General features: G+C 54.2%; 23 protein-coding genes. 3 read left to right on the top strand and 20 right to left on the bottom strand.

Going from position 1 to position 26,342, the window contains the following annotated elements; translation table 11 throughout:
• Positions 1-125: 125 nt before the first annotated feature.
• The 17 genes from PUR_RS05340 to PUR_RS05260 all read right to left on the bottom strand — a co-directional run bounded on the left by PUR_RS05340 (position 126) and on the right by PUR_RS05260 (position 18,669).
• Entirely contained in the window at positions 126-1,499 is a 1,374-nt protein-coding gene (locus PUR_RS05340; protein WP_179034347.1) for a sugar phosphate nucleotidyltransferase, read from the bottom strand.
• Between the two features lie 151 nt (positions 1,500-1,650).
• Positions 1,651-2,991 carry a UDP-glucose dehydrogenase family protein gene (locus PUR_RS05335; RefSeq protein WP_179034346.1) on the bottom strand — a complete coding sequence of 447 codons (1,341 nt, stop codon included), beginning with the start codon at positions 2,989-2,991 and terminating at the stop codon, positions 1,651-1,653.
• Between the two features lie 4 nt (positions 2,992-2,995).
• Positions 2,996-4,096 carry a glycosyltransferase gene (locus PUR_RS05330; RefSeq protein ID WP_124696792.1) on the bottom strand — a complete coding sequence of 367 codons (1,101 nt, stop codon included), beginning with the start codon at positions 4,094-4,096 and terminating at the stop codon, positions 2,996-2,998.
• Between the two features lie 100 nt (positions 4,097-4,196).
• Positions 4,197-5,336 (bottom strand): glycosyltransferase family 4 protein, encoded by a 1,140-nt coding sequence (locus PUR_RS05325; protein ID WP_179034345.1) that lies wholly within the window; start codon positions 5,334-5,336, stop codon positions 4,197-4,199.
• Positions 5,302-6,522, bottom strand: coding sequence for a glycosyltransferase family 4 protein (locus PUR_RS05320; protein WP_179034344.1), 1,221 nt, complete (start codon positions 6,520-6,522; stop codon positions 5,302-5,304). The genes PUR_RS05325 and PUR_RS05320 overlap by 35 nt, the downstream gene beginning before the upstream one ends.
• Positions 6,509-6,790: a hypothetical protein gene (locus PUR_RS05315; protein WP_179034343.1), complete on the bottom strand. Its 282-nt coding sequence runs from the start codon at positions 6,788-6,790 to the stop codon at positions 6,509-6,511. The genes PUR_RS05320 and PUR_RS05315 overlap by 14 nt, the downstream gene beginning before the upstream one ends.
• A gap of 18 nt (positions 6,791-6,808) precedes the next feature.
• Positions 6,809-8,425, bottom strand: a complete 1,617-nt coding sequence (locus tag PUR_RS05310; RefSeq protein ID WP_179034342.1) for an O-antigen ligase family protein — start codon at positions 8,423-8,425, stop codon at positions 6,809-6,811.
• Positions 8,426-8,461: 36 nt separating this feature from the next.
• Entirely contained in the window at positions 8,462-9,235 is a 774-nt protein-coding gene (locus PUR_RS05305; RefSeq protein WP_179034341.1) for a WecB/TagA/CpsF family glycosyltransferase, read from the bottom strand.
• Positions 9,232-10,581, bottom strand: coding sequence for an O-antigen ligase family protein (locus PUR_RS05300; protein ID WP_232101728.1), 1,350 nt, complete (start codon positions 10,579-10,581; stop codon positions 9,232-9,234). The genes PUR_RS05305 and PUR_RS05300 overlap by 4 nt, the downstream gene beginning before the upstream one ends.
• A 4-nt stretch (positions 10,582-10,585) precedes the next feature.
• Positions 10,586-11,530, bottom strand: coding sequence for a glycosyltransferase (locus tag PUR_RS05295; protein WP_179034340.1), 945 nt, complete (start codon positions 11,528-11,530; stop codon positions 10,586-10,588).
• 21 nt (positions 11,531-11,551) lie between these two features.
• Positions 11,552-12,241, bottom strand: a complete 690-nt coding sequence (locus tag PUR_RS05290; RefSeq protein ID WP_179034339.1) for a sugar transferase — start codon at positions 12,239-12,241, stop codon at positions 11,552-11,554.
• Positions 12,242-12,300: 59 nt separating this feature from the next.
• Entirely contained in the window at positions 12,301-13,185 is an 885-nt protein-coding gene (gene galU / locus PUR_RS05285) for a UTP--glucose-1-phosphate uridylyltransferase GalU (protein ID WP_179034338.1), read from the bottom strand.
• 195 nt (positions 13,186-13,380) lie between these two features.
• On the bottom strand, positions 13,381-14,022 hold the full coding sequence (locus PUR_RS05280) for a CpsD/CapB family tyrosine-protein kinase (protein WP_179034337.1): 642 nt from the start codon (positions 14,020-14,022) through the stop codon (positions 13,381-13,383).
• A complete protein-coding gene (locus PUR_RS05275; RefSeq protein ID WP_179034336.1) occupies positions 14,006-14,746 on the bottom strand; it encodes a YveK family protein in 741 nt (246 codons plus the stop codon). Before PUR_RS05275 ends, PUR_RS05280 begins: the two co-directional genes overlap by 17 nt.
• 491 nt (positions 14,747-15,237) lie before the next feature.
• Positions 15,238-15,873, bottom strand: coding sequence for a response regulator (locus PUR_RS05270; protein WP_179034335.1), 636 nt, complete (start codon positions 15,871-15,873; stop codon positions 15,238-15,240).
• A gap of 23 nt (positions 15,874-15,896) precedes the next feature.
• Complete coding sequence (locus tag PUR_RS05265) at positions 15,897-17,543, bottom strand: sensor histidine kinase (protein ID WP_179034334.1); 1,647 nt, start codon at positions 17,541-17,543, stop codon at positions 15,897-15,899.
• Between the two features lie 274 nt (positions 17,544-17,817).
• Positions 17,818-18,669: an AraC family transcriptional regulator gene (locus PUR_RS05260; RefSeq protein ID WP_179034333.1), complete on the bottom strand. Its 852-nt coding sequence runs from the start codon at positions 18,667-18,669 to the stop codon at positions 17,818-17,820.
• An 84-nt stretch (positions 18,670-18,753) separates the two neighbouring features.
• On the opposite strand from PUR_RS05260, the gene PUR_RS05255 reads away from it, so the two are divergent.
• A complete protein-coding gene (locus PUR_RS05255) occupies positions 18,754-20,709 on the top strand; it encodes a beta-N-acetylhexosaminidase (protein ID WP_179034332.1) in 1,956 nt (651 codons plus the stop codon).
• Positions 20,710-20,850: 141 nt separating this feature from the next.
• Here PUR_RS05255 and PUR_RS05250 read toward each other — a convergent pair whose 3' ends face one another.
• Together PUR_RS05250 and PUR_RS05245 are read right to left on the bottom strand one after the other, a co-directional pair.
• Positions 20,851-21,951, bottom strand: a complete 1,101-nt coding sequence (locus PUR_RS05250; RefSeq protein WP_179034331.1) for a Gfo/Idh/MocA family protein — start codon at positions 21,949-21,951, stop codon at positions 20,851-20,853.
• A 29-nt stretch (positions 21,952-21,980) separates the two neighbouring features.
• Entirely contained in the window at positions 21,981-23,876 is a 1,896-nt protein-coding gene (locus tag PUR_RS05245; RefSeq protein WP_179034330.1) for a sensor histidine kinase, read from the bottom strand.
• A 223-nt stretch (positions 23,877-24,099) separates the two neighbouring features.
• On the opposite strand from PUR_RS05245, the gene PUR_RS05240 reads away from it, so the two are divergent.
• On the top strand, positions 24,100-24,300 hold the full coding sequence (locus PUR_RS05240) for a hypothetical protein (RefSeq protein WP_179033485.1): 201 nt from the start codon (positions 24,100-24,102) through the stop codon (positions 24,298-24,300).
• A 5-nt stretch (positions 24,301-24,305) separates the two neighbouring features.
• Entirely contained in the window at positions 24,306-24,899 is a 594-nt protein-coding gene (locus PUR_RS05235) for a hypothetical protein (RefSeq protein ID WP_179034329.1), read from the top strand.
• An 86-nt stretch (positions 24,900-24,985) separates the two neighbouring features.
• Here the strand turns inward: PUR_RS05235 and PUR_RS05230 are convergent, their stop codons facing one another.
• On the bottom strand, positions 24,986-26,188 hold the full coding sequence (locus PUR_RS05230; protein ID WP_179037755.1) for an MFS transporter: 1,203 nt from the start codon (positions 26,186-26,188) through the stop codon (positions 24,986-24,988).
• Positions 26,189-26,342 lie beyond the last annotated feature (154 nt).

The raw sequence follows: 26,342 nt of genomic DNA, 5'->3' as shown, positions 1-26,342 counted from the left end.
CATATCGACGTTATGCAATTATTGATGAAGACTGATTTTCATATTCCTTTAATAAATGAGCCAAAAGACCCGTTTAGTCACCTTCTAATATGGTTAATAAATAGGTTAATAGTCATTCATCCCTTTTAAGAGATAAATTGTTGCAGTTCAATATCCTTCCAATCCAGTGTTATGCGAATATTATCCTCTTCCACCAGCTCCGAGCCGGTCTGTACTTCGATGAATTCCACATCAGTTAAAGCGAGAATGCTGTGCTTCGTTCCTGCCGGTATGCGCACAACGTCGCCCGCTTTTACCTTATGCATTCTCTCGTTAAGGATAATGCTCGCTTCCCCGCTGATGAATGTCCAGATTTCACTGCGTTTGAGATGGTATTGGTAGCTGATGTTTTTTCCTTCGCCGATAAATATCCGCTTGGTCAGCACTTCATTGCTTTCCTCGTATTTCACATAATCGATGACCCGGTAGTGGCCCCAGCGGCGTTCCTCGTACATCGGTCTCTGCTCGGTGCCCTTCAGCACTTCCTTGATGCGCGGGCTTTCCGATTTGTGGGTGACGAGAATGCCGTCGGGACTCGCCGCGATAATCACATCCTGTACACCGATTACCGTAATCGGAATATCAAGCTCGTTGACAAGGCAGCTGGTCGAGGAATCCTCGGTCATAACGCCCCTGCCCATTTGATTGCTCGCCATTTCCTCGGTCAGCGTATTCCAGGTGCCCAAGTCCTTCCAGAACCCGTCATACGGCTGGACGACGATCTTGTCTTCCTGTTCAACCACTTCGTAATCGAAGCTGATGGAAGAGAGCAGCTTGTACTGCTTCTGCAGCTCCTCGTAGGTTAAAGGCAGCCCTTTTTGCTGCAAAATATTAAGCAGATACCCCAGCCGGAAGGCGAACACGCCGCAGTTCCACAAAGCGCCCTGGCCGATCAATTCCTCGGCCCGCAGGCGATCCGGCTTCTCAAGGAAACCGTTCACAGGCATAACCCCGTTCTCCTGGGCTTCACCGCCCGAAGGAATAATGTAGCCGTATTTCTCCGAAGGATGCTCCGGCACGACACCGATCAGCGCCAGGTTCGCGCCGGTGGCGTCAAGCGCCTGCTCCAGCTCTGAAACTGCGCCGAAGAAGGAGCCTTCCACATATGGATCGACCGGCAGAATCGCCACGGTCTCATCCGGCAGAACACCCTCTACCGAATACAGATAGACAGCCGTGAGCGCAATGGCCGGAAAAGTATCGCGGCGCTCGGGCTCAACGATAATCTTGACGTCCCCGCCGAGCTGGCTCTGTATCATTTCCACCTGTCCGCGGCCTGTCGCCAAATACGACGATTCCGCGAGTCCCGCTTCTCCCAGCTGCCGCCATACCCGCTGGACCATCGATTCCGGCTCGCCGAGCGGGCTTTCCAGCACCTTCAGAAACTGTTTCGACCGAGAGTCGTTGGACAGAGGCCACAGCCGTTTTCCCGAACCGCCTGACAATAATACCAGTTTCATAATGATACCCTCCCTCAAAATGGTCATGATATAGCCGTGAACTGCCTGCTTCCTAACGGGACATCCTTTGGAGCGGCGGCGCCGCGGTTAACTTGCTTCCTCTGCGGCCTCGCCGTTTGGCTCAGGCCTCCGCGGGCCATCCACAATCACATTACACCGCGCCTGCCACACTTGGGGAAAAGCCGCTGAGTCCGCCCATACGCGGGCGTCCCACCGAATAATATTCCAGTCCGGTTCCTTCGATTTGTTCTTTGGAATAGACGTTGCGCCCGTCGATCAGGATCGGCTTGCGCATTCCTGCGGCCAGAAGGTGCAGATCGATATCCTTGAACACGGCCCAGTCCGTCAGCAGGCAGAGCGCATCGCTGCCGGATGCCGCTTCCTCCGGTACTGCGCACCAGTGAATCAGCGGGTGATTATACTGCTGCCGGAAATTGTCTGCGGCGATCGGATCGTACACCTTCACATGCGCCCCTTCCTTAACCAGCGCCTCGATGATTTCCCTTGCCGGTGATTCCCGCACATCGTCGGTGTTCGGTTTGAAGGCGAGTCCCCAAATGCCGATGCTCGCGCCCTGCAGGCTGCCGAGCGATTCATGGAGCTTGGCAAGAATCATGAACCGCTGCCCCTGATTGACTTCGACCACCGATTTCAGCAGCTTGAATTCGTAGTCGACGTTCCCCGCAATCTGGATGAGCGCCTTCGTATCTTTAGGGAAGCAGGAGCCGCCGTACCCGATGCCGGCCTGGAGGAAGGAGGCGCCGATGCGCCGGTCGAGGCCCATTCCCTCGGCCACCTCGGTCACGTCCGCGCCGACCTTTTCGCAAATATTGGCGATTTCGTTAATGAACGATATTTTGGTTGCCAGAAAAGCGTTCGAAGCGTATTTGATCATCTCCGCGCTGCGGATGTCGGTGACGACAATATTTTCAGTGAAGCCCTGATGAAGCTCCCGCATGACGGGCTCAAGGGCCGGGTTGTCAAGGCCGATGATAATCCGGTCGGGATGCAGCGTATCCTGGATGGCCGAGCCTTCCCGCAGGAATTCAGGCGCCGATACGATATCGAACGGATAACCAGTGTTGGCGGCAATGATCTGACGGATTTTCTCGTTGGTTCCCACGGGAACGGTGGATTTCGTCATGATAATCTTATAGCCTTCCATCGCCCGTCCGATATCCGCCGCCGCGTTTTCGATGTACTGCAAATCCGCTTCGCCGTTCGGAAGAGAAGGCGTGCCGACAGCGAGGATGATGATGTCCGAGCGGCGTACCGACTCCTGAAGATCGGAAGAGAAGTGCAATCTTCCCTCATTCAGGTTCATTTCGATCAGCGCCTCGATTCCCGGTTCGTAGATGGGCGACTTCATTTGACCCAGTCTGGCTATTTTGTCTTCATCCTTGTCGACGCAAATAACATGGTTACCCCCAAGTGTAAAGCATACGCCGGATACGAGGCCGACATAGCCGGTGCCGATTACCGCCAGATTCATATCTTCATCCTCCTTTTAGAAAGTTCACATACGCCTGTTCGACATACTGCTTGAACTGCACCATAAAAGTTTGTTCATCAAATTTCTGCGCGTGCTTCACAATTTTTCCGACATCCCACGCATACGATTCCACTTCGGAAATCGCCCGAAGCAAATCGTCAACCTCCTGCCGTTTGAAAAACACTCCGTTTACATAAGGCACAATCGTGTCCAGCGCTCCACCCGCCTGATAAGCGATAACCGGTCTTCCCGCGGCATTCGCCTCCAGCGGCGTTATGCCAAAGTCTTCTTCCCCGGGAAAAATATAAGCCCGGCACTGCGACATCAGCCCGGTGACCTGGTCGTCTTCAAGCCGGCCGAGGAATTTCACGTTGCTCTTGGCCATCCCCTCCAGCCGCTTCCGGTCGGGGCCGTCGCCGACAATGAGCAGCTTCAACCCGTTGCGGTTGAAGGCTTCGACCGCCAGATCGATCCGCTTGTAGGATACCAGCCTGGAGACGATCAGATAATAATCGCCGATGGAACTTGAGCTGGTAAAGCGGGATGTATTAATGGGCGGGAAGATAACGTCGGCGTCCCGGTGGTAGTAGTTCTGTATCCGGCTCTTGACGACGGAAGAGTTGGCAACGAACTGGTTCACATTTTTGGAAGTCCGCTGGTCCCACATTTTGAGCTGTTGGATGTAGAGCTTCAGCACTCTTTTGAATAGACCGGAATTTGACTGCCGTTCCATATAGGTGTCATAGTCCCAGGCGAATCTCATCGGGGTGTGGCAGTAGCAGAGATGAAATGTGCGCTTGGGCACCTGAATGCTCTTCATAAACGCGCTGCTGGAACTCAGAACGATATCGAACCCGCGGAAGTCCAGATCGCGGATAGCCATGGGATAAAGCGGCAGCACCCCTTTAAAATTGGCCTTCACTCCCGGAATTTTTTGCAGCCAGGAGGCCCGGATATCCGCGTCCTTGAGATTCTCGGTCAGGCCGCTTCCGTTAAAAACCGTCGTGAAGATCGGAGCTTCCGGATACATATGGTGAAAAACCTCCACCACCCTCTCCGCCCCGCCCATTTGGATTAAGTAATCATGCGCTATCGCAATTTTCATGTGAATCATCCTCAACGTTTGATGGAGCAATGTTTGTCAAGAAGCGGCTGCCATGCCGCCTGCTTGCTTCACAGGTGATATCCGCTCTTACGTATGTTCGTCAGATGCCCGCCAGCAGGCCTTTATAGTAAGCGACAATCTCTTTAACCGTGTTCTCGATCACAAAATGCTCTTTTACACGCTTGATCCCGGCCTCCGCCATTCTCTCCCTCTCTTCGGGATGATCGAGCATCCAATTGATCGATTCCGCAAGGATGGCCGGGTTTCCAGGCTCAATGAGCAGTCCTGTCTCTCCCGGCACAACGATTTCAACCGGTCCTCCCTCGTTGGACGCGATTACCGGCAGACCCGCCGCCATCCCTTCGACGATCACCTGGCCGAAAGGCTCCGGCGTAATCGAAGTGTGCACGAGAAGATCCGCTTGTTGCATCAATCCCTGAATGTCCTCGACATGTCCCAGGAGACTTACATTGTTCAGCCCCTCGCGCTCGATCGTCGCGAGCAGCTTCTTCTTATATTCGTCTTCGCCGAAGAGGGCGTCGCCAGCCAGCCAGAACTTGACCCGCCCGTTGCTCCGCAGCTTCTTCGCCGCTTCCAGCAAAATATGCTGCCCCTTCCATTCAGCCAGCCGCCCTACCAGCAGAACGTTGAAGTCCTTCTGGTCCCCGCGTCCGGCCACGCCGCCGATCGCTTTGGCGAAGGCGGAATAGACGACCAGCGTCTTCTTGGAACGCGGCAGCTCAAGCGCGCTGAGCGTGGACTTCGAGTTGGCGATGACGCCGTTGGGCAGCAGACGCGAGAGCAGCCGGATGGCTTTGGCGACAACCGGCTTCAGGTAAGGCGCGCCAATGTGGTCGCGGATATGCCAGATCAGCGGTACGCCAGCCATCTTGGCGGCAACCGTTCCGTACAACGCCGATTTCAGGGAATTGGTATGCACGCAGGCCACCCGTTCTTTCTTCAGCAGCGGAGCGAGCCTCCGGCCATAGGCCAGCAGCTTCATGGCCGCAGCCGGCGCGCCGAGATTGACGGTGTTGCGCCCGCGGCTTCGGATACTCTCGTCCAGCGGAACGATCCGGACGTCGATTCCTTTGTCGCGTAAGCGGTCGGCCAGCGCGCCTTCCTCCGCCAGAATTACGAGCGGGTCAACCTGTTCTCCGATATGGGTAAGAATGTTGAACAGCGCCACTTCGCCGCCGCTCCATCTAGCCGTGTGATCGATATACGCCACTCTGAGCATTCTGCGTCTCTCCCTTCCCCATAACCTCTCTGAATACCGTTTCCACCTGATCCGCGACATGCTCCCAGGTGTACTTTTCCAGCACATGTTCTCTGCATTCTTCCCGGCTGGGAAGGAGTCTGCGGTTGCCCAGCATATGGGAAATCCCTTCGGCCATATCCGCGGCGGATGAGCTCTTGAAGAGCAGCTCCGGGCGGAAGTTCTGCAGAATTTCCCGGTTCCCGCCAATCGGCGTCGCCATTACCGGGAGACCGCTCGCCAGCGCCTCTGCCGTAATCAGGCCGAAGCCCTCCAGAGCCTGCGACGGAACGACGAACAGGTCGGCCGCCTGATAATACGAAGCCAGTTCGTGATCGGGGATATAACCGAGCAGTCTGACCTTGCTCGCCAGCCCGTAATCGGCGATCCGCTCTTCCAGCTCCGCCCTCAAGGGACCTTTTCCGCCGATCAGCAGGATGGAGTTCGGGAAGCGCTCCGACACGGACCGCCAGGCTTCCAGCAGCTGCAAGAGTCCCATCCGGTTCACCAGTCTGCGGACCGTCAGCACCGTAGTCGCGCCTTCCGGCAGGTTCAGCATCCGCCGAACCGCGAGCCGGTTCCCGGATGGAATGAAACGGTCGATGTTGGCCGCGCCGGGAATGACGACGATCTTGTGAAGCGGAATACCGTGCAGCGAGTGCAGAATATCGCGGAACGTCTCGCTGAGGACGATGAACTTATCCGCCAGCCGGTAGGCCTTGCGTTCGATGGACTTGGCAATCGCGGTCTTGACTTGATGCTTAATGCCCTGGCCTTCAATTTTCATTTCCTCATTCCAAGGGCCGTGGAACGTCATGACGACCGGGATTCCGTGCTTCTTCGCCTCAATGGCCGGGCCGACTCCGTAAGGAGCAAAATGGGAGTACAGGATATCAATCCGGTCCTTTCCGCCGCTAAACAGTTCCGACGCCTTTCTCTGAAATGCATCTTTTCGCTTCCAAATCGCTTCTTTCGGATCGCCGGCGTTGTGAATAATCAGCTCCTCGGACGTTTCAGGCCTCTCCCTGCTGCAAATCAGCGCCTGCACCCGGTTGCGGGAAGAGAGCTGCTCGCAGACGGATTTGAAGTACGTGTTGAGCCCTCCGGGCTGCACCGACGGCCAGCTAAGGCCGGTCGACATAATGTTCAATCCGTCATGATAAGACATAGCTTCTTCCTCCCTTCTCCCGTACTTTCTCCGCCTGGCTTGACCTTAAAGTCCGTAATGCCCGGAGGGTTTGAAGCCGACTATGAATTCGCACATGATCCGGGATGTCGCGGCTGTCCGCGATCTGCATCGCCCCATCCCCGCTTCCCTCACCCCACACAATCTCTTCGGCGAACGGCCGGTGTTCATTCCGGATTTCGTCATTTTGGACGGTATTGACCGCGGAAATCGGATCGCAGCCGGCAAGCATGCTTGACACTGAATTCATGCAGGTTTCCTCCTTTTTCTAACCGTTCGCATCCATTGTTTTCTTGCCCATATAGGAATTCATTGTCGTCTTCGTCTCAACCGTAACGACTTGCGGAACGGCCGGCATTTCGAAGCAGCCTGCTTCTCCGCACCGAACCTGCGCGCTTACAGTTTCGGATTCGATCGCGGCTTGGGCCGTTTCCTTCTTTCTGCTGTTCATCCTCTCTCTGGCGCCGAGGCCAAGAGCGATCAGCATCCAGATCAGGTAGCCCTTAAGTCCGGAGAATCCGTTGTCCGACACAAGCCCGGCCACTGCGCCGACCCATGCCGCGAGGGCCAGCCTGCCATACAGCTGAAGCTGGTTCGTGCTGGCGACTCTGGGGAATATCTGCTTGGCCACCGCGCCGAGTGCGATAAAAAACAGCAGGCCGCCCGGAGCGCCGAAGGTGAGCATCAGGGCAATGAAGCCGTTGTCCATAATGCCGTATTCGCCAAGCTCGCCGCTGTTGCCAAGCTTCGTACTTTGTCCGACGCTGCCGATCCCCTGGCCTACCGGATTCGATTTAATAGCCGGAATCATGCTTCCCAGCAGGTTGAGCCGGTCATTATACGAGCGATCCTCTTTAATGGATGAGAGGGTCTCCATTCGGGCGGTCAGCCCCTCCGCTCCCGGAAGCTTCGGCACGATCCAGAATAGTGCGAGTGCCACAAAGAGCACCTGAACCAGCGTCTTCCACTTGCCTTTGGAAGAGGAGGAAGCGATATAGACGAGAAGCATAACAAGCAGTACAAGCCAGGATGCGCGGACGAGCGTGGTCAGCAGACAAACGACCACAAGCAGAACGCCGATCCAGCTGAAGGCCCCCCGCCACCGCTTCTCAAGGATCATCGGCACCAGCGCAAACACGAGAAAGGTTGCGGCGGGTCCCGGCGAGTTCAGGGTGGAGAAGACTCTGACCTCCAGCGGATGCGGCGTACCGATGGAATTCATGCCTGAATTCCGCATCCAGAAGGCATCCCACGCGGGCACCGTTAAGTACTGAATGATGCCGTACACGGCGACCATAACCGCGAGATTGGCGTACGTGCCGAGCAGCTTGTCGATATCACGGGCCGTAAACGGCGTTACCGCAAAATACGGCAGCAGCAGCAGCGGAACCAGGTAATTCAGGAGATCGTACGCCGAACCGACGCCGTTCTTGGCCATGCCGATCAGGGTGGCGTATCCGAGCGGAACCGCGAACAGCAGCATAAGCCGCATAAAGGGCCGCTTGATGGTATGAATCTCGCGCATAACCGGTATGGCGACTGTCGCCCCCGCGAGCAAGGGAGCCAGGCTTAGCAACGAGACGGAATGGTAGACTCCTTCACTCCAGTCGGCGAGCCGACGCAATTCGGGAGCGATGGCCCAGACCAGCAGCGTGTAGGAAATGAGCAACCGCGGCTTCAGCAGGGCGAGCAGAAAGGCAGGAAACAGGAGAGCCGACACGATAGCCAGCTGCAAGCTGCTCGACGAACTGAGCTTCGCGCTGACAAAGCCGATCATCAGCGGCACAACCGCACACACCGCCGTAAAGATGCCCGCTGTTGCCAAAGCGCGAAGATTCCCCGGCAGCGGAAGGCCGGTGCTGCTGCCCGAATAGCGGCTTGTCATCGTCTCATACACCTCCAGTTCCTTGCGGATATGCCTTTATTCGAAGCTCTGTCCGTTCGCTTTTTCCCGTTTGCGCAGTTCCTTCAGCAGAAGAACCAGAAACTGAGCATCGTCGACCAAATACCGCTTCCACAGCCTTCCCGGCTCCTGGCTTAGCCTCCAGAACCATTCCAGCCCCGTTTTTTGCATGAAATCCGGGGCCCGCTTAACCGATCCAGACAGAAAGTCGAAGGTTGCTCCGACACCGATCGAGATCGGCGCCCGGTAGGACAGATAATGGCGGTAGATCCATTTCTCCTGCTTGGGAGCCCCAACGCCGACGAACACGATGTCGGGCCGGGTTTCATTGAGCATACCGATGATGCGCTTGTTCTCTTCCTCGTTGTTCTCGAAGCCGTAGGATGGAGAATAGCAGCCGACGATGTTGATGTCCGGGTATGCGGCCTTCAGGTTCTTCGTGGCCCGTTCCGGCACGCCTTCGGCGGAGCCAAGGAAGAACAGCCGGTATTTTCGCTGCTGAAACGCATGCCCCAATCTGCTGAACAGATCGGCTCCGGACACCTTCTGCTTAAGCGGCTTGCCCAGTATCTTGGAAGCCCATATGAGGGGCATCCCATCTGCGACCACAGCGCCCGCTTCGGAATAGACCGTCCGGAATTCCTGGTCCTTGCGTAGCTTGATCACATGATCCACATTGCAAGTCAGAATGTAGGAATGGTTTCGTTCCCGGATCGCGGTATCGATATACTCCAGCAGATCCATGAAATCATAATTGTTAAAGTTGACATCGAACATGTTTACTTGATTCATCGTATCACTTCTTTTTGTGGGGAATCGGTTGGCTGCGAAGCCCGATACAGGCAGTTCAGGTACCAACAGAACGGAATAATGAATTGGACCGTCGACAGCGTATTATCAGAAAACGAATAAACCAGAAACGCTGCTATTAAGAGCAGGTAATATTTTTTTACCGGCGGCGCCAAAGCTCTGCAAACCAGAAGGAACACAGCCATTAACGACAGCCACAGCAGAATCGAGCCGATATACCCCCCGTCGAAGTAAAACCGGATATATTCGTTGTGGGGAACGACAAAGCCTATAAACAACGTACCGTCATTGGCCACCGTCACGGCGCCCAAGCCTCTTCCCGACATAGGAGAACCCGACGCTTTTTCCAAAAAGTAAGTCCAGGCTTCCGACCGTCCCGACAAGTCGATCCCCTCGCTGGTCTGCCTTTCGAAGGACCGCTTCTTGATATTGTCCCACTGCATGAACACGGCTCCGGCAATGACCGCTACCGAACACAGCAGTGGAATCAAATAACGGGTTTTACCTTTCAAATAGCGCCGGAAAATGTCGAAAAAATAATAGAGAGCCATTGGGAGCAGCGCGAGGAGGGGCCCTCTAGTTCCCGTACCGATCAGCGTCACGAAATTCACGGCCAGTATGCTGTAATAAAAGCGCTCATGGCCCGGATTTCGCTTCAGCTCAATGAACGGAATCACCGTTCCAAGAAAGGCGAGCATCGCCAGATGCGACGGGATATTCGCCCCTTGAATCCGCACCGCGCCGGTGAATTCCACGTTCAGCATGGGGTGAAGATGGGCCGCCTGCAGCAGCGCTCCGACCACCAGGCTTACCGTCGGGAGCAGGCAGATCAAGTAGATGTGCCGCTGGGCCACTTCTTTTTTCCAGTTGATCAGCAGGAACATGAACGGCAGAGACAGTCCGATGAATGCCTTGACCGCAATCTGAGATGTCATCTGGGGGAGCCAGATGGAGACCGTAAAGGTCATAAATACCATCGCGAGCAAGGCCCACAGCGGATAGCTGAGCTTGAAACGCAGGCCGTTGACGAGGATGCAGGGCACGAGCAGCGCCAGCATGGCCAGCTTATACAGCGACAGTATTTCCATTCCGAAAAGGCTGCCGCCATACAGAAAATTGATTGATATTGCCGTGGTTAGGAGTACGAAATAGCTGATATAATCCGGCCGGGTCAGGGATACGACGAGCATAAGGAGCAAACCGACAGCGGCAACCGCGACAGCCGGCTTGTAAATCACTGTCGTACCGAGAAACAGGGCCGACATGAGAAAGAGCATTCCGTACGGCAGTGCATACAATTTGGAAGCCCGGTGGCCGCTTATCATCATCCATTCACCCCGTCGCCGATTCCCGATTTCGATTCCGCAGCATATGGAGCGTACCGCGGACGCTCTCCAGCCTGCATTTGTTCAGCAGCCTTCTTCCCTGGCTTCCGGATATCGCGGACAAAACGGAATCCACGGCGATATACAGAAGTTTGGCTCCCGTCTTCCCCCAAAGAAGCAGGCTGCCCATCGGGCCGCCGCTTCCGAGAGCGTTGGACAGCCCCTGACTGTAGTACCGTTTCATGATCCAGTCCTCCGTCAGGCGGCTCGCCGGAACGAAATGGTCCACCGCCATCTGCGGATGATACAGAATGGATTGTCCTTCTTTCCGGATTCTCCCGAACAGCCAGGTTTCCTCGCCCGACAAGAGCGACTCCCCTTTGCGGCCAAGCTCCAGCGGGAAGAGGCTCAGATTGAAGACTTCGCGCCTCATCGCCATGTTGGCGCCGCAGGGGTGGAACTTGCCGGGATACTCTTTGATCCGGTTGCCCAGATCCATGATTGTGTAAGGGAACTCAAACGGCTTGATCAGCCACTCCGGCCTCCCGTTTTCGAAAATAGGAGCGACCTTCCCGCCCATGGCCATTACGGCCGGCTTGCTTTCCATGGTGTTTACAATCGTTGAAATCCAAGTCCGGACAGGCAGCGCATCATCGTCAAGAAAGGCGATCAGTGTCGATTTCGCCGCCAGAATTCCCGAATTACGGGCCGCCGACAGTCCTTGAACCGGCTCCAGCAAATATCTCATTTGGATCATATTTTCATACTTGTCCATGAACCGCTTCACGACGAACGCCGTATCGTCGGTCGAGCGGTTATCCACCACAATGACCTCCGCCTCATCCAGCATTTCGAGCCCGAGCAGGGAATCCAGCGTTTTGGATAACAGCCCGGCCCGATTATAAGTGCAGATGATGATGGACAGCCGGGGTACGTCTCCTTGCTCTAACATGGGCATCACCTAATTTCTGAATTAATAAGCGTTTTTCGATCCTAGCAGCATTAGGCCCGTCTTGACGATAATCTTAAGATCGAGCGCCGTGCTCCGCATCCGAATGTACGTCAGGTCCAGTTGGACCATTTCTTCGAATCCGACGCTGTTCCGCGCGTGCACCTGCCAGTAGCCCGTGCATCCCGGGGTGACGGTCAGCCGCTGCTTATCGTACTCCGTATACTGCGCCACTTCATCGGGAAGAGGCGGCCGGGGGCCGACCAGACTCATGTTGCCGACCAGCACGTTCCACAGCTGAGGCAGCTCGTCGATGCTTGTTTTGCGTAAAAACTTGCCCATCCGTGTGATGCGGGGGTCGTTCTTCATTTTGAACATCGCCCCGCTGACCTCGTTGTAAGCCATCAGATTCTTTTTCAATTCCTCCGCATTCGCGATCATGGATCTGAACTTGTACATCTCGAACGGCTTCTCGTCCTTGCCTACGCGAGTCTGCCGGAAGAACACTTTCCCTTTCGGGTCGTCAAGCTTAATCAGTATCGCGACTACGGCAAACAGGGGCAGCAGCAAGAAGAGACACAGAGCGGAAAAAAGGATGTCGATTACCCGTTTCATAACCAGGTAGGAATTGGCTTCCTGCGCTTCTTCGGCATGCAGCACATAAAGGCTCGACAGAATCTGCTCAGCGTCATCCGGCATTTTTTGCATGCTCATTTCCCTCTCAATCCTCCTTGAAAGAATGGCCCTTATAATGTGTGTAACGCTTTAATCTATCAACTTGTGGCTTGTTCCGCCTTGCTTAACCATTCGGCCATGGCATCCATGAGGGGATAGCGCAAATCCTTGTTCTGCAAAGCGAACTCCATTGTTGTCAAAATGTACCCCAGCCGTTCCCCGACGTCGTATCTCGTTCCATCGAAATTATAGGCATAGACCCGCTCGCTTTGGTTGAGCTTCTGGATCGCATCCGTCAGCTGGATTTCGCCGCCGGCGCCCTTCTCCTGCAAATCGAGATATTTAAAGATTTTCGGTGTGAACACGTACCGGCCCATAATGGCCAGGTTGGAAGGAGCGGTGCCCAGCGCCGGCTTCTCGACAAAGTTGTGGACGCGGTACAGACGGCCGTCCTGCAAATCCGGCTCGATAATGCCGTACCGATTGGTGAACTCGTCGGGAATTTCTTGCACGCCGATGACCGAGTTCTGCGTTTCCTCGTACTGGTCGATCAGCTGTTTGAGGCACGGCGTCTGTCCGGTAACGATATCGTCCCCGAGCATTACGCCGAACGGCTCGTCGCCGATAAACCGTCTTGCGCACCAGACCGCATGGCCCAGGCCTTTGGGTTCCTTTTGCCGGATATAGTGAATTTCAACCTTGGACGAACGCTGTACCTCCTTAAGCAGTTCCAGCTTGCCATCCTCAAGCAGCCTCGATTCCAGCTCGAAGGCGTTGTCGAAGTGGTCTTCGATCGCCCGTTTACCTTTACCGGTTACGATAATGATGTCCTCTATGCCGGAAGCGATCGCTTCCTCCACAATGTACTGAATAGTAGGCTTGTTGATGATGGGCAGCATTTCCTTGGGCATTGCTTTCGTTGCGGGAAGAAAACGGGTTCCTAAACCGGCTGCTGGGATAATCACTTTTTTCACTTTTTTCATCATCCATGCCTCCTAAAAGTTTTGTTAGCATAAGCATCCTTGAGCAACTTCGCAAAACTAGCTTCGTAAGCATCCACCAAGTTTTGTTAGCATAAGCATCCTTGAGCAACTTCGCAAAACTGACTTCGTAAGCATCCACCAAGTTTTGTTAGCATAAGCATCCTTGAACAACTTCGCAAAACTAGCTTCGTAAGCTTACTTGGCTTGATTTATGGCAATGCCGAGAATTGCAGTCCCGGCTTGTTCCATCAGCATTTTGACTTTGCGGATCGAATCTCGCTTGGACTTGCCGTAGCGGGCAACGATGACGACGCCGTCAGTAAGCGGCGCGAGCACGCGGGCATCGCTGTATTCCACCGCCGGAGGCGAGTCCAGCAGAACCAGGTCATGAGTTCCTTTGAGTTCCTCCAGCAGTTCCACCATCACCGCGTTGCCTAGCAGATCGGGCGGGCTAATGGAGGAAGAACCTGCCGTAACTATGGTCAGATTGGCAAGGTTGCCGAAGACGCTAATCTTGCCCGGCTCCTTCTGACCGCTCAGACAGTCAGCCAATCCTTCGCCATTCTCTACCCCGAACACCGTGTGAAGACCGGGGCTACGAAGATTGCAATCCACAACCGCCACTTTCTTGCCGTCCTGGACGAAGGAAACCGCGAGATTGGCCAGAACCGTCGTCTTTCCTTCTCCCGCTTCGCCGGATGTGAACAGCAGCGCTCTTCCTCCCCCGCCCTGCAGCAGCCCGAGCTGCCGGATGTAGGTGCGAAGCGAGCGGAACGATTCGGACACATGCGACTGCGGATTTCGTTCGGCAATGAGACTGTTACTTAACCGCAGCATAAGCTCCCTCCCCTACCCTTGCTTTGTTGTCTCCACCTTTGCCGAGGTCGCGTTTGCGGATAACCGGGATGGTGCCGATGACCGGAAGGCCAAACTCATGCTCCGCTTCCTTCTCGGAGCGAAGAGCGCCACTCAGCGTCTCCATCAGAAGGATAATCCCGAGAGCCGCCATCAGCGAAACGACGAAGCTGATAACCAAATTCATTGTAAAGCCGCCGTTTACAGGCCCCGGAACATCTTTAGGGTCCGCGGGTGTTAGGAAGGTGACGTTGCTCAGATTCATCAGCTCCGGCAGGGAACGAATGAAAGTCTGGGATACCGCATTGACGATTCCGGCGGCCTTGACATAGCTTTCATCGTTTACGCCGAGATTGATGACCTGGCTTCCTTCCGAAGATTTGATGCTAACCTTGGAGCTCAGCTGATCTCCGGTCAGCCCGAACTCCGGATGCGCTGCGGCCACGCGGTCCATAATAGCCGGCGATTTGATGACATCCTTGTAACTCCCGATCAGATTGAGACTGAAATTCAGATTGTTAAGGTTATTGCCTTCCGACAGATCTGCGGCGTTGTTCACCAGCAGCTGCGCTGTTGCGGAATAGACGGGGACCACGTAGTTCTTGCTGACATAATAGGTGGTACTGCAGGAGATCAGCACGAACAATACAATGAGCCACAGCCTTTTCTTAATCAGATTCAGGTAATCCAAAATCGTCTTTTCCACAGCGATCCTCCTTCCGTAGGATTTTGAAAGACTTCTGAAAATTTCAGATAACTTACTTTTATTCTATCAATCCTCATTTTTCGAGGCATGGTCCCTGCCATTACTTTCGATTTCACTTTCGAATAAAGAAAATTACCGCTTAAGGACAAACTATGGTATACTTTGGTACCATACAATATGGTACGAAGTTGTCTATTCCACTGCGGAACAGTTACCGATAAAATAAGTAACCGCAAATTGAAGTACTGGCCCAGACCTCAACCGGGTCTTTAGGGCTCCAAAGTTTATGATTTCCAAGAAGAAACGGCTTCGCCGTCCTTTTAGGGAGCTTAAGCTTCCGAAGTAGCGATACGAGTATCGCTTTTAGGTACCGTTTCTCGTAGGAATATAAGACAAAATGATAAGCGCATAGCTTATAAATTCTTATATTCGCACAAAAAAAACACGGACATCTTGTCCGTGTTCCTGAAAATGAATGATTCTGTCCGAGCTTATTCGACAGACATCTCGTATTTGGTTAGACCGACCGCGTTGGCATAAAGCGCCGCTTGAGTGCGGTCCGCGACCTGAAGCTTGGCCAAAATTTGGCTGACATGCTTCTTGACCGTGAACTCGCTGATGAACAGCCTGGAGGCGATTTCCCGGTTGCAGGCGCCCTGACCGAGCTCAATCAGAACTTCCCGCTCTTTGGGCGTCAATTCGTCGGTCGGGCTCTTGCCGCTCATCCTCATCTTGTCTTCCATCAGGCCAGGATCGTAATATTTTCGGCCTTTGTGGACCAGCTGAATGGCGAACAGAAGCTCTTCAGGGAGCGCCTCCTTCAATACATATCCGTCGACCAGAACTTCCTCCGCCTTGAGGAAATCCTCACGGCTCGCCGATGAGGTCAGCAGTATAAACTTACTCTCAATTCCGCGGCTCCGCGCCGCCTTGATTACATCAAGCCCCGACTCGTCGGCAAGCTTCAAATCAATCAGCACCATATCGGGCCGGATTTCTTCCAGTACGCGCAGAGCCTCTTCGCCGTTTGTCGCTTCGCCCGCAAATTTCACATTAGGCTGCATGGAAATGACCGCTGCCAGTCCTCTTCTCACAAGGGGGTGATCATCCACTATCACGATTTCCATATGCAAAGACCTCCTGTTATTTATTATGCGTTCTTTAGTTCAATTACGCCTACCGGAATTGAAATTAGAATTTGGGTGCCTGCATTTTCATTGCTCGACAACTGAAAATCCCCGCCAAGAGACCGGGTCAGATGTTGCATGTTCTTCATTCCCAGTCCGCCGGTGCTTTCCTCGGAATGGGTCCATAGCAGATCGGTGTCGAATCCTACGCCATCGTCGCGTATTGCCAGTCCAATCCACCTCGGCTTCAAGGTCAGCTCAACCTCGACTTTATGTGCGGCTCCGTGGCGAATAGCGTTGCCGGTCGCTTCGGAGATAATCCGAAAAAGGGCTTTGTGGTACGTATAGGGCAGACTGAAGTCATCACCCTTCACCTTGAAATCAATCTCGACATCGTTCAGTCTCGACAAGCTCTTCAGATGCGATCTTACCATGCCAAGCCAGGTCGGGCCGCCGCTTTTCTTGGAGCTCAGGCTGTAAATCGTAATCCGCAGCTCCTTGGCCGCCTTGGTCGCCGAATCATGGATCAGCTCGATTTGCTCCTCCAGCTGGGAGGGCGTCATTTTTCTGCAGGACTGCTTAAGGGAATGGGCCGCATATACAATGCCGAACAGGCTCTGAGAGACGCTGTCGTGCATTTCGTCCGCAATCCGGTTCTGTTCGTTCGTTACAATAAGCCGGTTCTCGGTAACGCTCAGTTCATGGCGTTCCAGCGTAATCGCGCTGAGCTCCGCCAGAAACATCAGCTGCTGGATATACCATCTTCGGCCCTCCAGCCCCTCGTGCGCTTCAAGCTTTACTCCGATCACACCCACAAAACGTGTGCTCATCCGAACCGGCATTAACAGCAGATCCCCAAAACCGGGAAAGCTCTTGAATATCGGTTCCTTCAAACGCCGCCACTCCGTCTCGTGCTTCTTCAGCTCCCCGAACAACTGACCTTCATCTTCGGGCAGCCAACCGGTCTGGCGGCTTACGGGAGACGGTCCTCCAGTATTGCCCGCAAACCAGAACAGCGCTTTGTTCAGCTTCGTCAGCTTGACGGCATAGTCGGTGATGACCTGTCCGATATTCATAAAATCGTGCTCGCTTGAGGTTTCCACAATGTGATACAACGATTTGATATGCTCAAGCATTTCGTCCGTTCGGGCATTCGCCTCCTCCCGCTGGCGCCTGAACCGCGACAGCAGCTGCATAAAGGTCACCGTTAGAGCAAGCGCCAGGAACAGGTTCCCGTTCTCCAGCAAAACAGAGGCAAACGTATCTTCCGCCGATTTATAAAAAAAATAGCAAAATCCAAAGAAAATGGCAAAATAGCCGGCCAGCAGACTCCAACAAAAATAAAAGGACAAAGAACCCGCGGCAATCAAAATGGGATTTAGCGTATACAGCTTGAATGGGCTGTTATAACCGCCTGTACAAATCGCCAGCAGAAGAATCAGCGACATCTCGATGCTCACCGAAGCCATAACGGCATGCGGCCTGTGCCGCAAACTCCGAAAGGAAATCGTAAACGCGTGGGCCAGCAAGGCCAGAACAATGATGATCGGAATTTTATAAAACAGAGAAGGACCCGTCCGCGTTATTAAGAACATCAGTGAAGTAAGAAACAGTGAAAAATAACGGAAAAATGTAATCATTCGATCTTCCGCAGATAACTTGATATTCATCCCACCACCCTATTCTCCAAATTTGTGGAAAATGCGAGCTTTTACCTTCATGGGAACTGCTGTGTTAAATGCATCATACAAAAGAAAAATGACAATAACAAGTTACCTTTTTCATTGTTAACGGTTACACGATTAAAATTTTAGTATATTTTTTTTATTTTTCCTTGTTTATTCCGTGCCGAAACGGGGTATGCAGAAAGTTTTTTTCTAATTTTTTACATTTGAGAGTCAGAGCCATGTTAGCTTAATTTCCGCTGACGACAAGCTTTCAGCCTTACACATTACACCGGCATTCCATAGGGGAAATCCCCATATATTTCTTAAACAGCCTCGAGAAGTAAAAAGGGTCGTTATAACGCAACATACCTGAAATTTCCTGAACCTGCAGCGGGGTGTTGAGGAGGAGCTTTTTGGCTTCTCCCATCTTCAACCGGTGAATGTAATCATGCAGGGGGTATCCGCTGCTGCGGAGCACAAGCCGCCTTAACGTCGACACCGAGATATGGTGCTTGCGGGCGAACAGGGAAGCGTCGAACACCCCATAAATGCAGGAGTGCAAATCTTCGCGGATGGCCTGCATGCTGTCTTCGGAATCGGGGCGGTGGCTGTCGCCGGCGCCGCAGCAATCCAGAAGCATCCTTTCCAGCAGCAGTGCCGCCCTGTCGGCGTCCCGAGGGTCTCCCCCCTCCATCCAATCCAGCACTCTTTCAAATCCTGCCGCCAGATCCTGCGCCGCATCTGCGCGAAAGACGATTCCTTCCGTCAAAAGTCCCGCCTCCCGCCATTCGTTCACCCGGTTGCCCGTAAAGTTGATATAGTACTCGTCCCAGCTCCCGTAAGGCGGGGGACCAAAATCATAGATGCGGCCCGGCTGGAAGAAGAAGAGGCTGCCGTCCCGAACCTGCTGCCGCTTACCGCCGTTCTCGGCATAGGTGCCGGAGCCGGAAACAACATAGACGAAGGCCCAATGCGTAAACGTTACGCCCGTACGGAACAGCGTTCTTCCGGGCAAGTGGCCGACCTGGCCCACCCGGATTGAGCTCAGCCGCAGCTTGGAGGCCTCCACCTTCGGATCGATGATTCTAATTGGATAAGGACTGATCATATAATCCATGTGTATGGACATGATTTGCATTCCTCCGCTCTTTTCGGAGTGATATGTTTATTGCCTAAGATGATCATATTCTACAGGATAGCGAGGTGCACGTCATTGTCCAAACCGTTCCAATCCCTAGTTCTGCTTCCCGTTCCCAAGGAAATGACCTTCCGGCCCGGTTCTTACCGGGTGTCCCGCGGCGACAAAATCGCGCTCGCCGGACCCGCCGACAAGCAGGCTCTTCCGGCTGCCCGAACCGTACAGGATGCCGTGTCCAAGCATCTGGGTCTAAATCTCCAGATATCCATCGGTGTGCGCCCCGATTCTTCCTGCGCCTTCATATTTACCCTTAATCCTAACCTGGACGATCAGACTTATGAACTGTCCGTAACCGAGACTGGCGCCCTGGTAACTTATGGATCGCCGCAAGCGGCCTTTTATGCCGCGGCCACATTGAAACAGCTGATCCAACGGACGGGCGGCGTTCTGCCTTGTCTGCACATTGCCGACGAACCCGATTTTCCGGCAAGAGGACTTATGATCGATATCAGCCGCAACAAAATCCCCAAGTTGGAGACGCTGCGGCGGATTGTGGATCTTATGGCCGATTTAAAACTGAACCAATTGCAGCTATATATAGAAGGAACTCCTTTCTCTTACGAATCCTTCCCGGGTGTCTGGGAGCTGGAAACCCCGATCACCGGCGAAGAAATCCTGGAACTTGATGAGTACTGCCGGCAGCGCTACATTGAGCTGGTTCCCAATCAGAACAGCTTCGGCCATATGGAAGGCTGGCTGTCCCGGCCGGAATTTAACCATCTGGCGGAAATTCCGGAAGGCTTCATGATGCCGGAGGGCATGTACGACTCCGACCTATACCCGGACGGCCTCGCCATGAGACCCGGAACGTTCTTTACGGAAGTGCCAGAAGTTGCGGAATTGCTTGAAGCAATGTACGACGATCTGCTGCCTTACTTCAGCTCCGGCAAGTTCAATGTCGGCTGCGATGAGACCTATGAGCTGGGCATGGGGCGGAGTCAAAGCGCTGCAGAGTCCCCAGGCAAAGGCCGTCTTTATTTGACCTTTCTCCTAAAAATCGCGGAGCTCGTCCGAAAACGCGGCAAAACGATGCAGTTCTGGGGAGACATTATTCTCCAGCACCCCGAACTGATTCCCCATCTGCCGAAGGATATCATCGCCATGGAATGGGGGTACACCGCAGAGCATCCGTTCGAAGCCGATACGCAAAATTTCAGCGCCGCGGGCATTCCCTTCTATGTATGCCCCGGAACCAGTTCATGGAATTCCATCACCGGCCGCACCGACAATATGCTGGCCAATCTGCGCAGCGCGGCCGTTCACGGCAAGAACAACGGAGCCATCGGCTATCTGATCACCGATTGGGGTGACAATGGACACTGGCAGCATCTTCCCGTAAGCTATGCGGGATTCGTGTACGGCGCGGCCCTTGCCTGGAGTGCCGATGCCAGTCTTGACGCCGATATCGCGGGCTACATGGACAGATTCCTGTTCGCCGATGATTCGGGACAGACCGGCAGACTGCTGCTGGACCTCGGGAACTACTACAAGCTGGAATCCGGCAATCCGCATCATAACGATACCGAGATGTCCATGCTGCTGCGCAGCGACCTGGACAATATGCGCCTGACGGACAAACTGCCGGACGAGAATTTGCATCGCCTTAAAGCCTATATCGAGGAAATCGAAGAGCGGTTTGACGGCCTCTCCCCACGCTGCGACGATGCCGGCCTGATTCTGGAAGAACTGCGGAACGGCGTTCATTTCGTCAAGCATTCGATCAGACTCGCTTTCCTAAAGCGCCGCCTCGCGGCTAATGACCCTGTATCGCCCACCGAAATCGGGGAACTGAAACAAGATCTCGATCTGCTTCTGCTCCAATACCGTCTGTTGTGGTGCGAACGCAACCGGATGGGCGGCCTTGAGCAGAGCGTCTCCAGGCTGGTTCGGCTTCGCGGTCAGTACGAAGCCCTGGAATCCGCACTTGCTGCCAGCGGCCCCGGCCTGAAGCCGTCCGGCTCCCGGAACTGAAAACACGGGGACCCTTGATTCATCGTCGTAGCCGGCCTCGTCTCCGTATTCCAAAATAAAGCGCCTGTCCCGCTTAGCCGCAAATGGCTTATGCAGGACAGAGCGCTTTTTGGTTCCTTTGTGATCAATCCGCTGTGGACCTTAAACGTTTCCTCCCGCCGAAGCCGAAGCCCAGGGCTGGGTCTGCGTAGTGACAGGAACGCCGCTCGCCGCGGCCCGCTGCATCTCCAGCGCCAGATAATGGTCCTGGCAGCCTTCAGCCAGGCTGTAAAAAGAAGGGCCGCCCCGGACGTAATCTCCCATTCTCGCCAAGGTTTCAGCGACGGCGATCTCATCGTCCGACAGCCGGGCCGGGGCATGGGGATTCACATACAGCCATTCCCCGCAGCCCATAATCCCCTTATGGTGGAAGCCCTCCAGATTTCCGCTATGTCCGGTATCGATCCGGCGCAGCTTGTCGTAAACCGGACTGTCGAAGGACTGCAGCCAGGACACTTCATCGTTCACGATCTCCCCGCGCTCTCCGCGAACCAGAATCCGCTTTTCCCGAATCCATGAAAAATACTGGTCGCCCGTGAAATCCAGCACGCCCAGTTTATTCCCGAAATCCAGCATGGCGATGATCTGCTGAGACTCCTCCAGCTCTTCCGAGAGCGGAGGACCGCCGCGGTCCGGACTCTTGACAATGGGCGAAGTAAAAGTCTGGGCGCGGATGACGGCATTCTCGAAGCCGATTCCGAGCAGCCTGCGGATGAGGCTGATACCGTGATAATCATGCGCCGCGGATACCTGGGCCTGGCTGACTTCGCCCAGCCTGCCGGAACGCGCCAGCCGGATTCGGGCCGCGTGCATCGGCTGGAACGCATACTGCTCCGCGATCTGGACTTTGGCCGAGGCTCCCACCCGCTCCCACAGACGGAGCAGGCCTTCCGCGCCGTCAGCGGGAGGCGTTTCCGCCAGCGCCGGGATACCGGCTTCCGTCAGCTTTTCGATGAATTCAGCGTTAACCACACGTTTTACGCTAACAACCGCGAATGAACATTCATTCCGGCATGCGGCGGTAAACTCCTCAAATGAGGTATACGTCTTAATGCCCCAATGCTCCTGCAGCTTGTCCGCCTTCCCCCGGTCTCTGACAAAGATGGCCTTTACGGCAAAACGCTCCGGCATCGCTTCGGCGATCCGCAGAAAGAATTCCGCCCTCCAGCCTCCGCCGATTAATCCGAACCCGATTCTTTCCATTGATCCAGCTCCTCCCGTTTCTTCGCTTCTCACGGTTTGACGGCCGGCAGTTTGACGATCACTTCCGTCCCTTTTCCCTTGATGCTCTTGAACTCGATGGTGCCGTTCATTGCCTCGATAATCCGGAAGGTGACCATCAAACCGAGACCGGTGCCTTTCGTTTTGTTAGAGAAATACGGCTCCCCCAGCCTGGCCAGCTCCCCGGACGTCATGCCTTCCCCCGAATCCCGGATGCTGATTACGACGTAACCGCCGGATTTCCAGGCAGTAATGATCACCAGCCCATTTTCCTGAAGGGCTTCGATGCCGTTTTTAATAAGATTGATCAAGGCCTGCTTGAATTTGGAGGAACTGAACTTCACATACAGTCCGTCCTCCAGATGGATCTCGATGGTGCTTTCCTGCATTTTGGCCAGAGGAAGCAGAATGCCTGCGACATGCTTCAATTCTCCCCCGACATCCAGGCATTCCACCTCATCCATTTGCGGCTTGGCGAATGTCAGAAAATCATTGATAATATGCGCGGCCCGGTCCAGCTCCGAAATAGCCAGCTGCAAATATTCCTTCTCCTTGCTGTCCGACCCTTCACCGATGATTTGCAAAAAGCCTCTCGTGACCTGGAGCGGGTTGCGGACCTCATGCGCCACCGAAGCGGCCAGCTCGCTGATGATTTCCATTTTTTCCGAACGCTGAAGATCGTTGTTGAACTTCTCCAGCTCCTTCGAATATTCGACCACCTGCTCATGATTCTTGGCGAATTTCTGCCCCAGGATAACAATCAGGGAAACAAGAAAAATGACGATGCCCCACTTCCACCAGTACAGATGGTACCCCTCGCCCGACATGTAGAACAGGGACAGCTCACTTAGAGCCGTCAAGGCGAACACGGCAAAACCCGAGGTGAAGATTATCGCTTCCACATTGCCTCGAAGGGCGTAACGGACCGCATGTCCGAGCAGAAACAGGAACTGCATGATCATGAGAACGCCTGCAATATCCACCGTGAACATTCTGTACAGGCCGTCAATACGGTAAGACAAGGCAATATTGAGGACGCTGAGTCCCAGGCAGAACAGAGAATACACCAGTTGGAACTTCCTCAGCCGGGTAACGCCGCCATACAGACCGGGGCCGAATAATTTCTCGAAAAAATAGGTGAACGCCGGCAGCAGCGTGAATAGCGATATATCAAAAAACAATTCCATCCATTTGGATCTGCTGCCCAGCACCAGCGAAAAATAAGGAGAGTAGTAGATCATCAGCACCCCGGACGACAGCATGATCAGCATCAGCAAAAATCCGCTGAAAAACAGTTCTCTTTTTAAAAAGATCGAGCAGACGCCCAGCACGACGGCCACAAAAATGAGCGCTCCGCCGATGATGATGTCCATCAAATCTTCCTTCAAGTAAAGATTCAGCAGCTTTCCGTAGCTCTCAATCTTGATCTCTCCGTCTATGCCGAGGCGGGTGTCAGGCCCTTCGCAGTATATGTATAATTCTTTGCCGGTTTGCGACGCGTTTAGCGGAATTAAAATCTTGCTTCCACTCAGGCCTACGCTGCCGCTTGAACTATAGACGAGCGTATCGTCAAGATAAGCTCTGATATTGTTTCCGTACACTTTATTCACAAGTGCGGCCGAATTGCTGCTAAAGGGAGGCAAAGAAGCGCGGATCCATACCGCAGCCGTCTCTCCGGGCACCTCGACCTGAGGGCCGGAAGACAATACGTCAATCCATCCTGTATCCCCGCTGGGAGGACGCTGCCCGCGGTCTCCTTCCGCTTCGCTCACCCATTTCAGCTTCCACCGAGAAAGCTCGGTACCCTCCTGTTTCCCCCGCTCCATGGAAATTCCGATTTCAATCATGGAGGCCAGCAGCAATATGACAAACACTACTGCCGCTATTTTGTGTAGTGGCAATTTCATAACAGTGGCACCTCGGCTATCCAAAATAGATATTTTGCTATAATTTTCGACCAACTTTCGATTCTTCCCTTTAAGTGGATTAAAAATAACCGTTTCACGAAAGAATACACATGAAGATCAAGAATAGAGTCCAAGGAAGGATTCGCTTGCCTCTATAAGGGTATACATTAATATATACCGTTGTCAGGGCAGATGCCTGATAACCAAGAAGGAGGGCTGCTCATTGGAAGAGTACCGAAACAAGAAGCGCAGCGGCTCGGAAGATGACGATTTAGTAACCGAGCGGGATATCGACGAAGAGTTCGGCCTGTTTCAGGAAGGAACTTTTCCGGATGCCCTGCCTGACAAGAATCAGATTAAAGCCGTACGGCATGCGCTTCCCAAGGAAGCGGATACCCATGATATTACACCTAAAAGGAGCTGAATAAAATGGCTGATTTCAATAAGACGGAAGCCGATTTTGAATACGAACGCTATGCCAAAATGGGTGGCGTCTCTCCGGAGCAGGATATTCCGGTTGATGACATCCGGCTTGTAGGAACAGAAACGGCGCAAAGCGTAAGCGAAGAAGCTTCCGGCAGCGTGCACGTTCCCATCGAATCTCCTTTTACCACCCATGAACGGGTCGGCGCCGATTCGATGGCCTCCGACGGAATCGTATATACCGCCGAAAATGAAACCTTGGCCCGGGACCCGGAGCTCGCGGCGGATGTCGGGCTTAACGCTCCCGAACGGGGACTGGGCGGCCCGCCCGATCTGGAGGAAAGCATTCTTTCAGGACCCGCCCCGAGCCGGGACGAGCTCCTGTACTCCGATGCGACCAAGGCTTTTTTTACCGCCGGGCTCAATGAAGGCTCCATCGAATACGCCGATGATACGGCGGAGGACGATACCGATCCGCTGGAGAATGTTCCCGACGCCGACGATATCCAGGCCGGCAGTCCGGTCGATCCGGCTTCCCCTTCGCTTGATGCCGTGCCGGGCACGGATGTGCTGAACGGCTCTACGGGCGAAGATGAATAAAGCAGCTAAGCGCCGCCCGATCATTTTTGGCGTCCGGCGGCGCATTGCCGTGCCCGGTTCGTTCCACCCTTGCCAAGCCGAGAAGGTTACTCCGTCCTGACGGCGGATACCTGGGCCTCAAGTCTCCGCGTCCTCACAGTCAGTCCCGCGGCCAAAAGCATCAGCCCATTGATCACGAACACCCACCGGATCGGAAGGAAGGCTCCGAGCAGGCCGCCCAGAATGGGTCCGGCCATGGTCGCAAGCTGGGAGACCGATTGGTTAAGGCTGAAAGCGCGCCCCCGGAATCCCGGCTCCGTTACCTGTACGATCATCGCATTAATGGAAGGAAGCACGCCGGCATAAAACAGTCCGTAGATAAACCGCAGAACCGCGAACTGGACATAGCCGGTCACGAAGAACTGCAGAATATTGCCGATTCCGCCGCCCAGAAGGCCGAGAAACAGAATGACTCCGAAGCCTTTTCGTCCCCCGATTCTCCCCCAACGGGGAGCCATCAGCATCGTGGCGATGCCCACCGCCGAGAAGACGATTCCCGAAGTAAGCGACGCACTGTCCTTCGAGATTCCCATATCCAGCATGTAAATGGGGATAAGCGGTTCCAGCAGCATTACGGAAAAGTTGCAGATTCCCGTCATTACCATCAGGGAAACGAAGGCTCCATTGCCCCCGGCTTCCCTGATATCGTCGCGCACTCGCGATCTTGGAGCCGACCGGTCCAATTTCCGCTCTTTCACGAACAAGGTGGCGATCACCGCCGACAACAGCACAATCGCCGACGAGAACAGAAAGGTGCTGCGGTTGCCGTAATAATAGCTGATCACGCCGCCGATGAGCGGGCCGATAATGCTTCCGGCAGCGCCCGAGGTCGACATAACGCTAAGCGCGTACCCGGTTTTCTCTTCGGGGGTATTCGTCGCCACCAGCGCGATGGAGGACGGAACGAACCCGGCCAGCAGCCCCAGCAGCACCCGTATAACAAGAAATACATAAGGATCATGGACAAAATAATTGATCAAATAAAGCGCCGCCAGGCTGAAGCCCGAACGGACCAGCATCGGCTTGCGTCCGTATTTGTCCGCCAGGGAGCCCCAGAAAGGAGAAATCAGCGCGCTGGCCAAAAACGAGATGCCGAAGGCAACGCCGGACCATACCTCCAGGTGGCTGGTCACCCCCAGATCATCGCCTAGAAAAATGGACATAAACGGAATCGAGATCGAATACGAGGTGCTGCACAGAAATACGCCTAACCAAAGGACGACCAAGTTCCGCTTCCACGAAAAGTTCATCATGCTGTACATCCTTTCAAGCTTCTTGGAAGCATCCTATTATTGTAAACCTGTTTGCGGCCGATGCCAATCCCGATTAACCCTGTGAATTTTGCAAAGCGGACCGGCTCCGGGTTATGATGCATATGACGCACGGATTAATGAAGTAAAGGAG

This window comes from Paenibacillus sp. URB8-2, assembly GCF_013393385.1.
Taxonomy (GTDB): Bacteria; Bacillota; Bacilli; order Paenibacillales; family Paenibacillaceae; genus Paenibacillus_AQ.
This window is presented reverse-complemented; position numbering and strand designations above follow the sequence as displayed.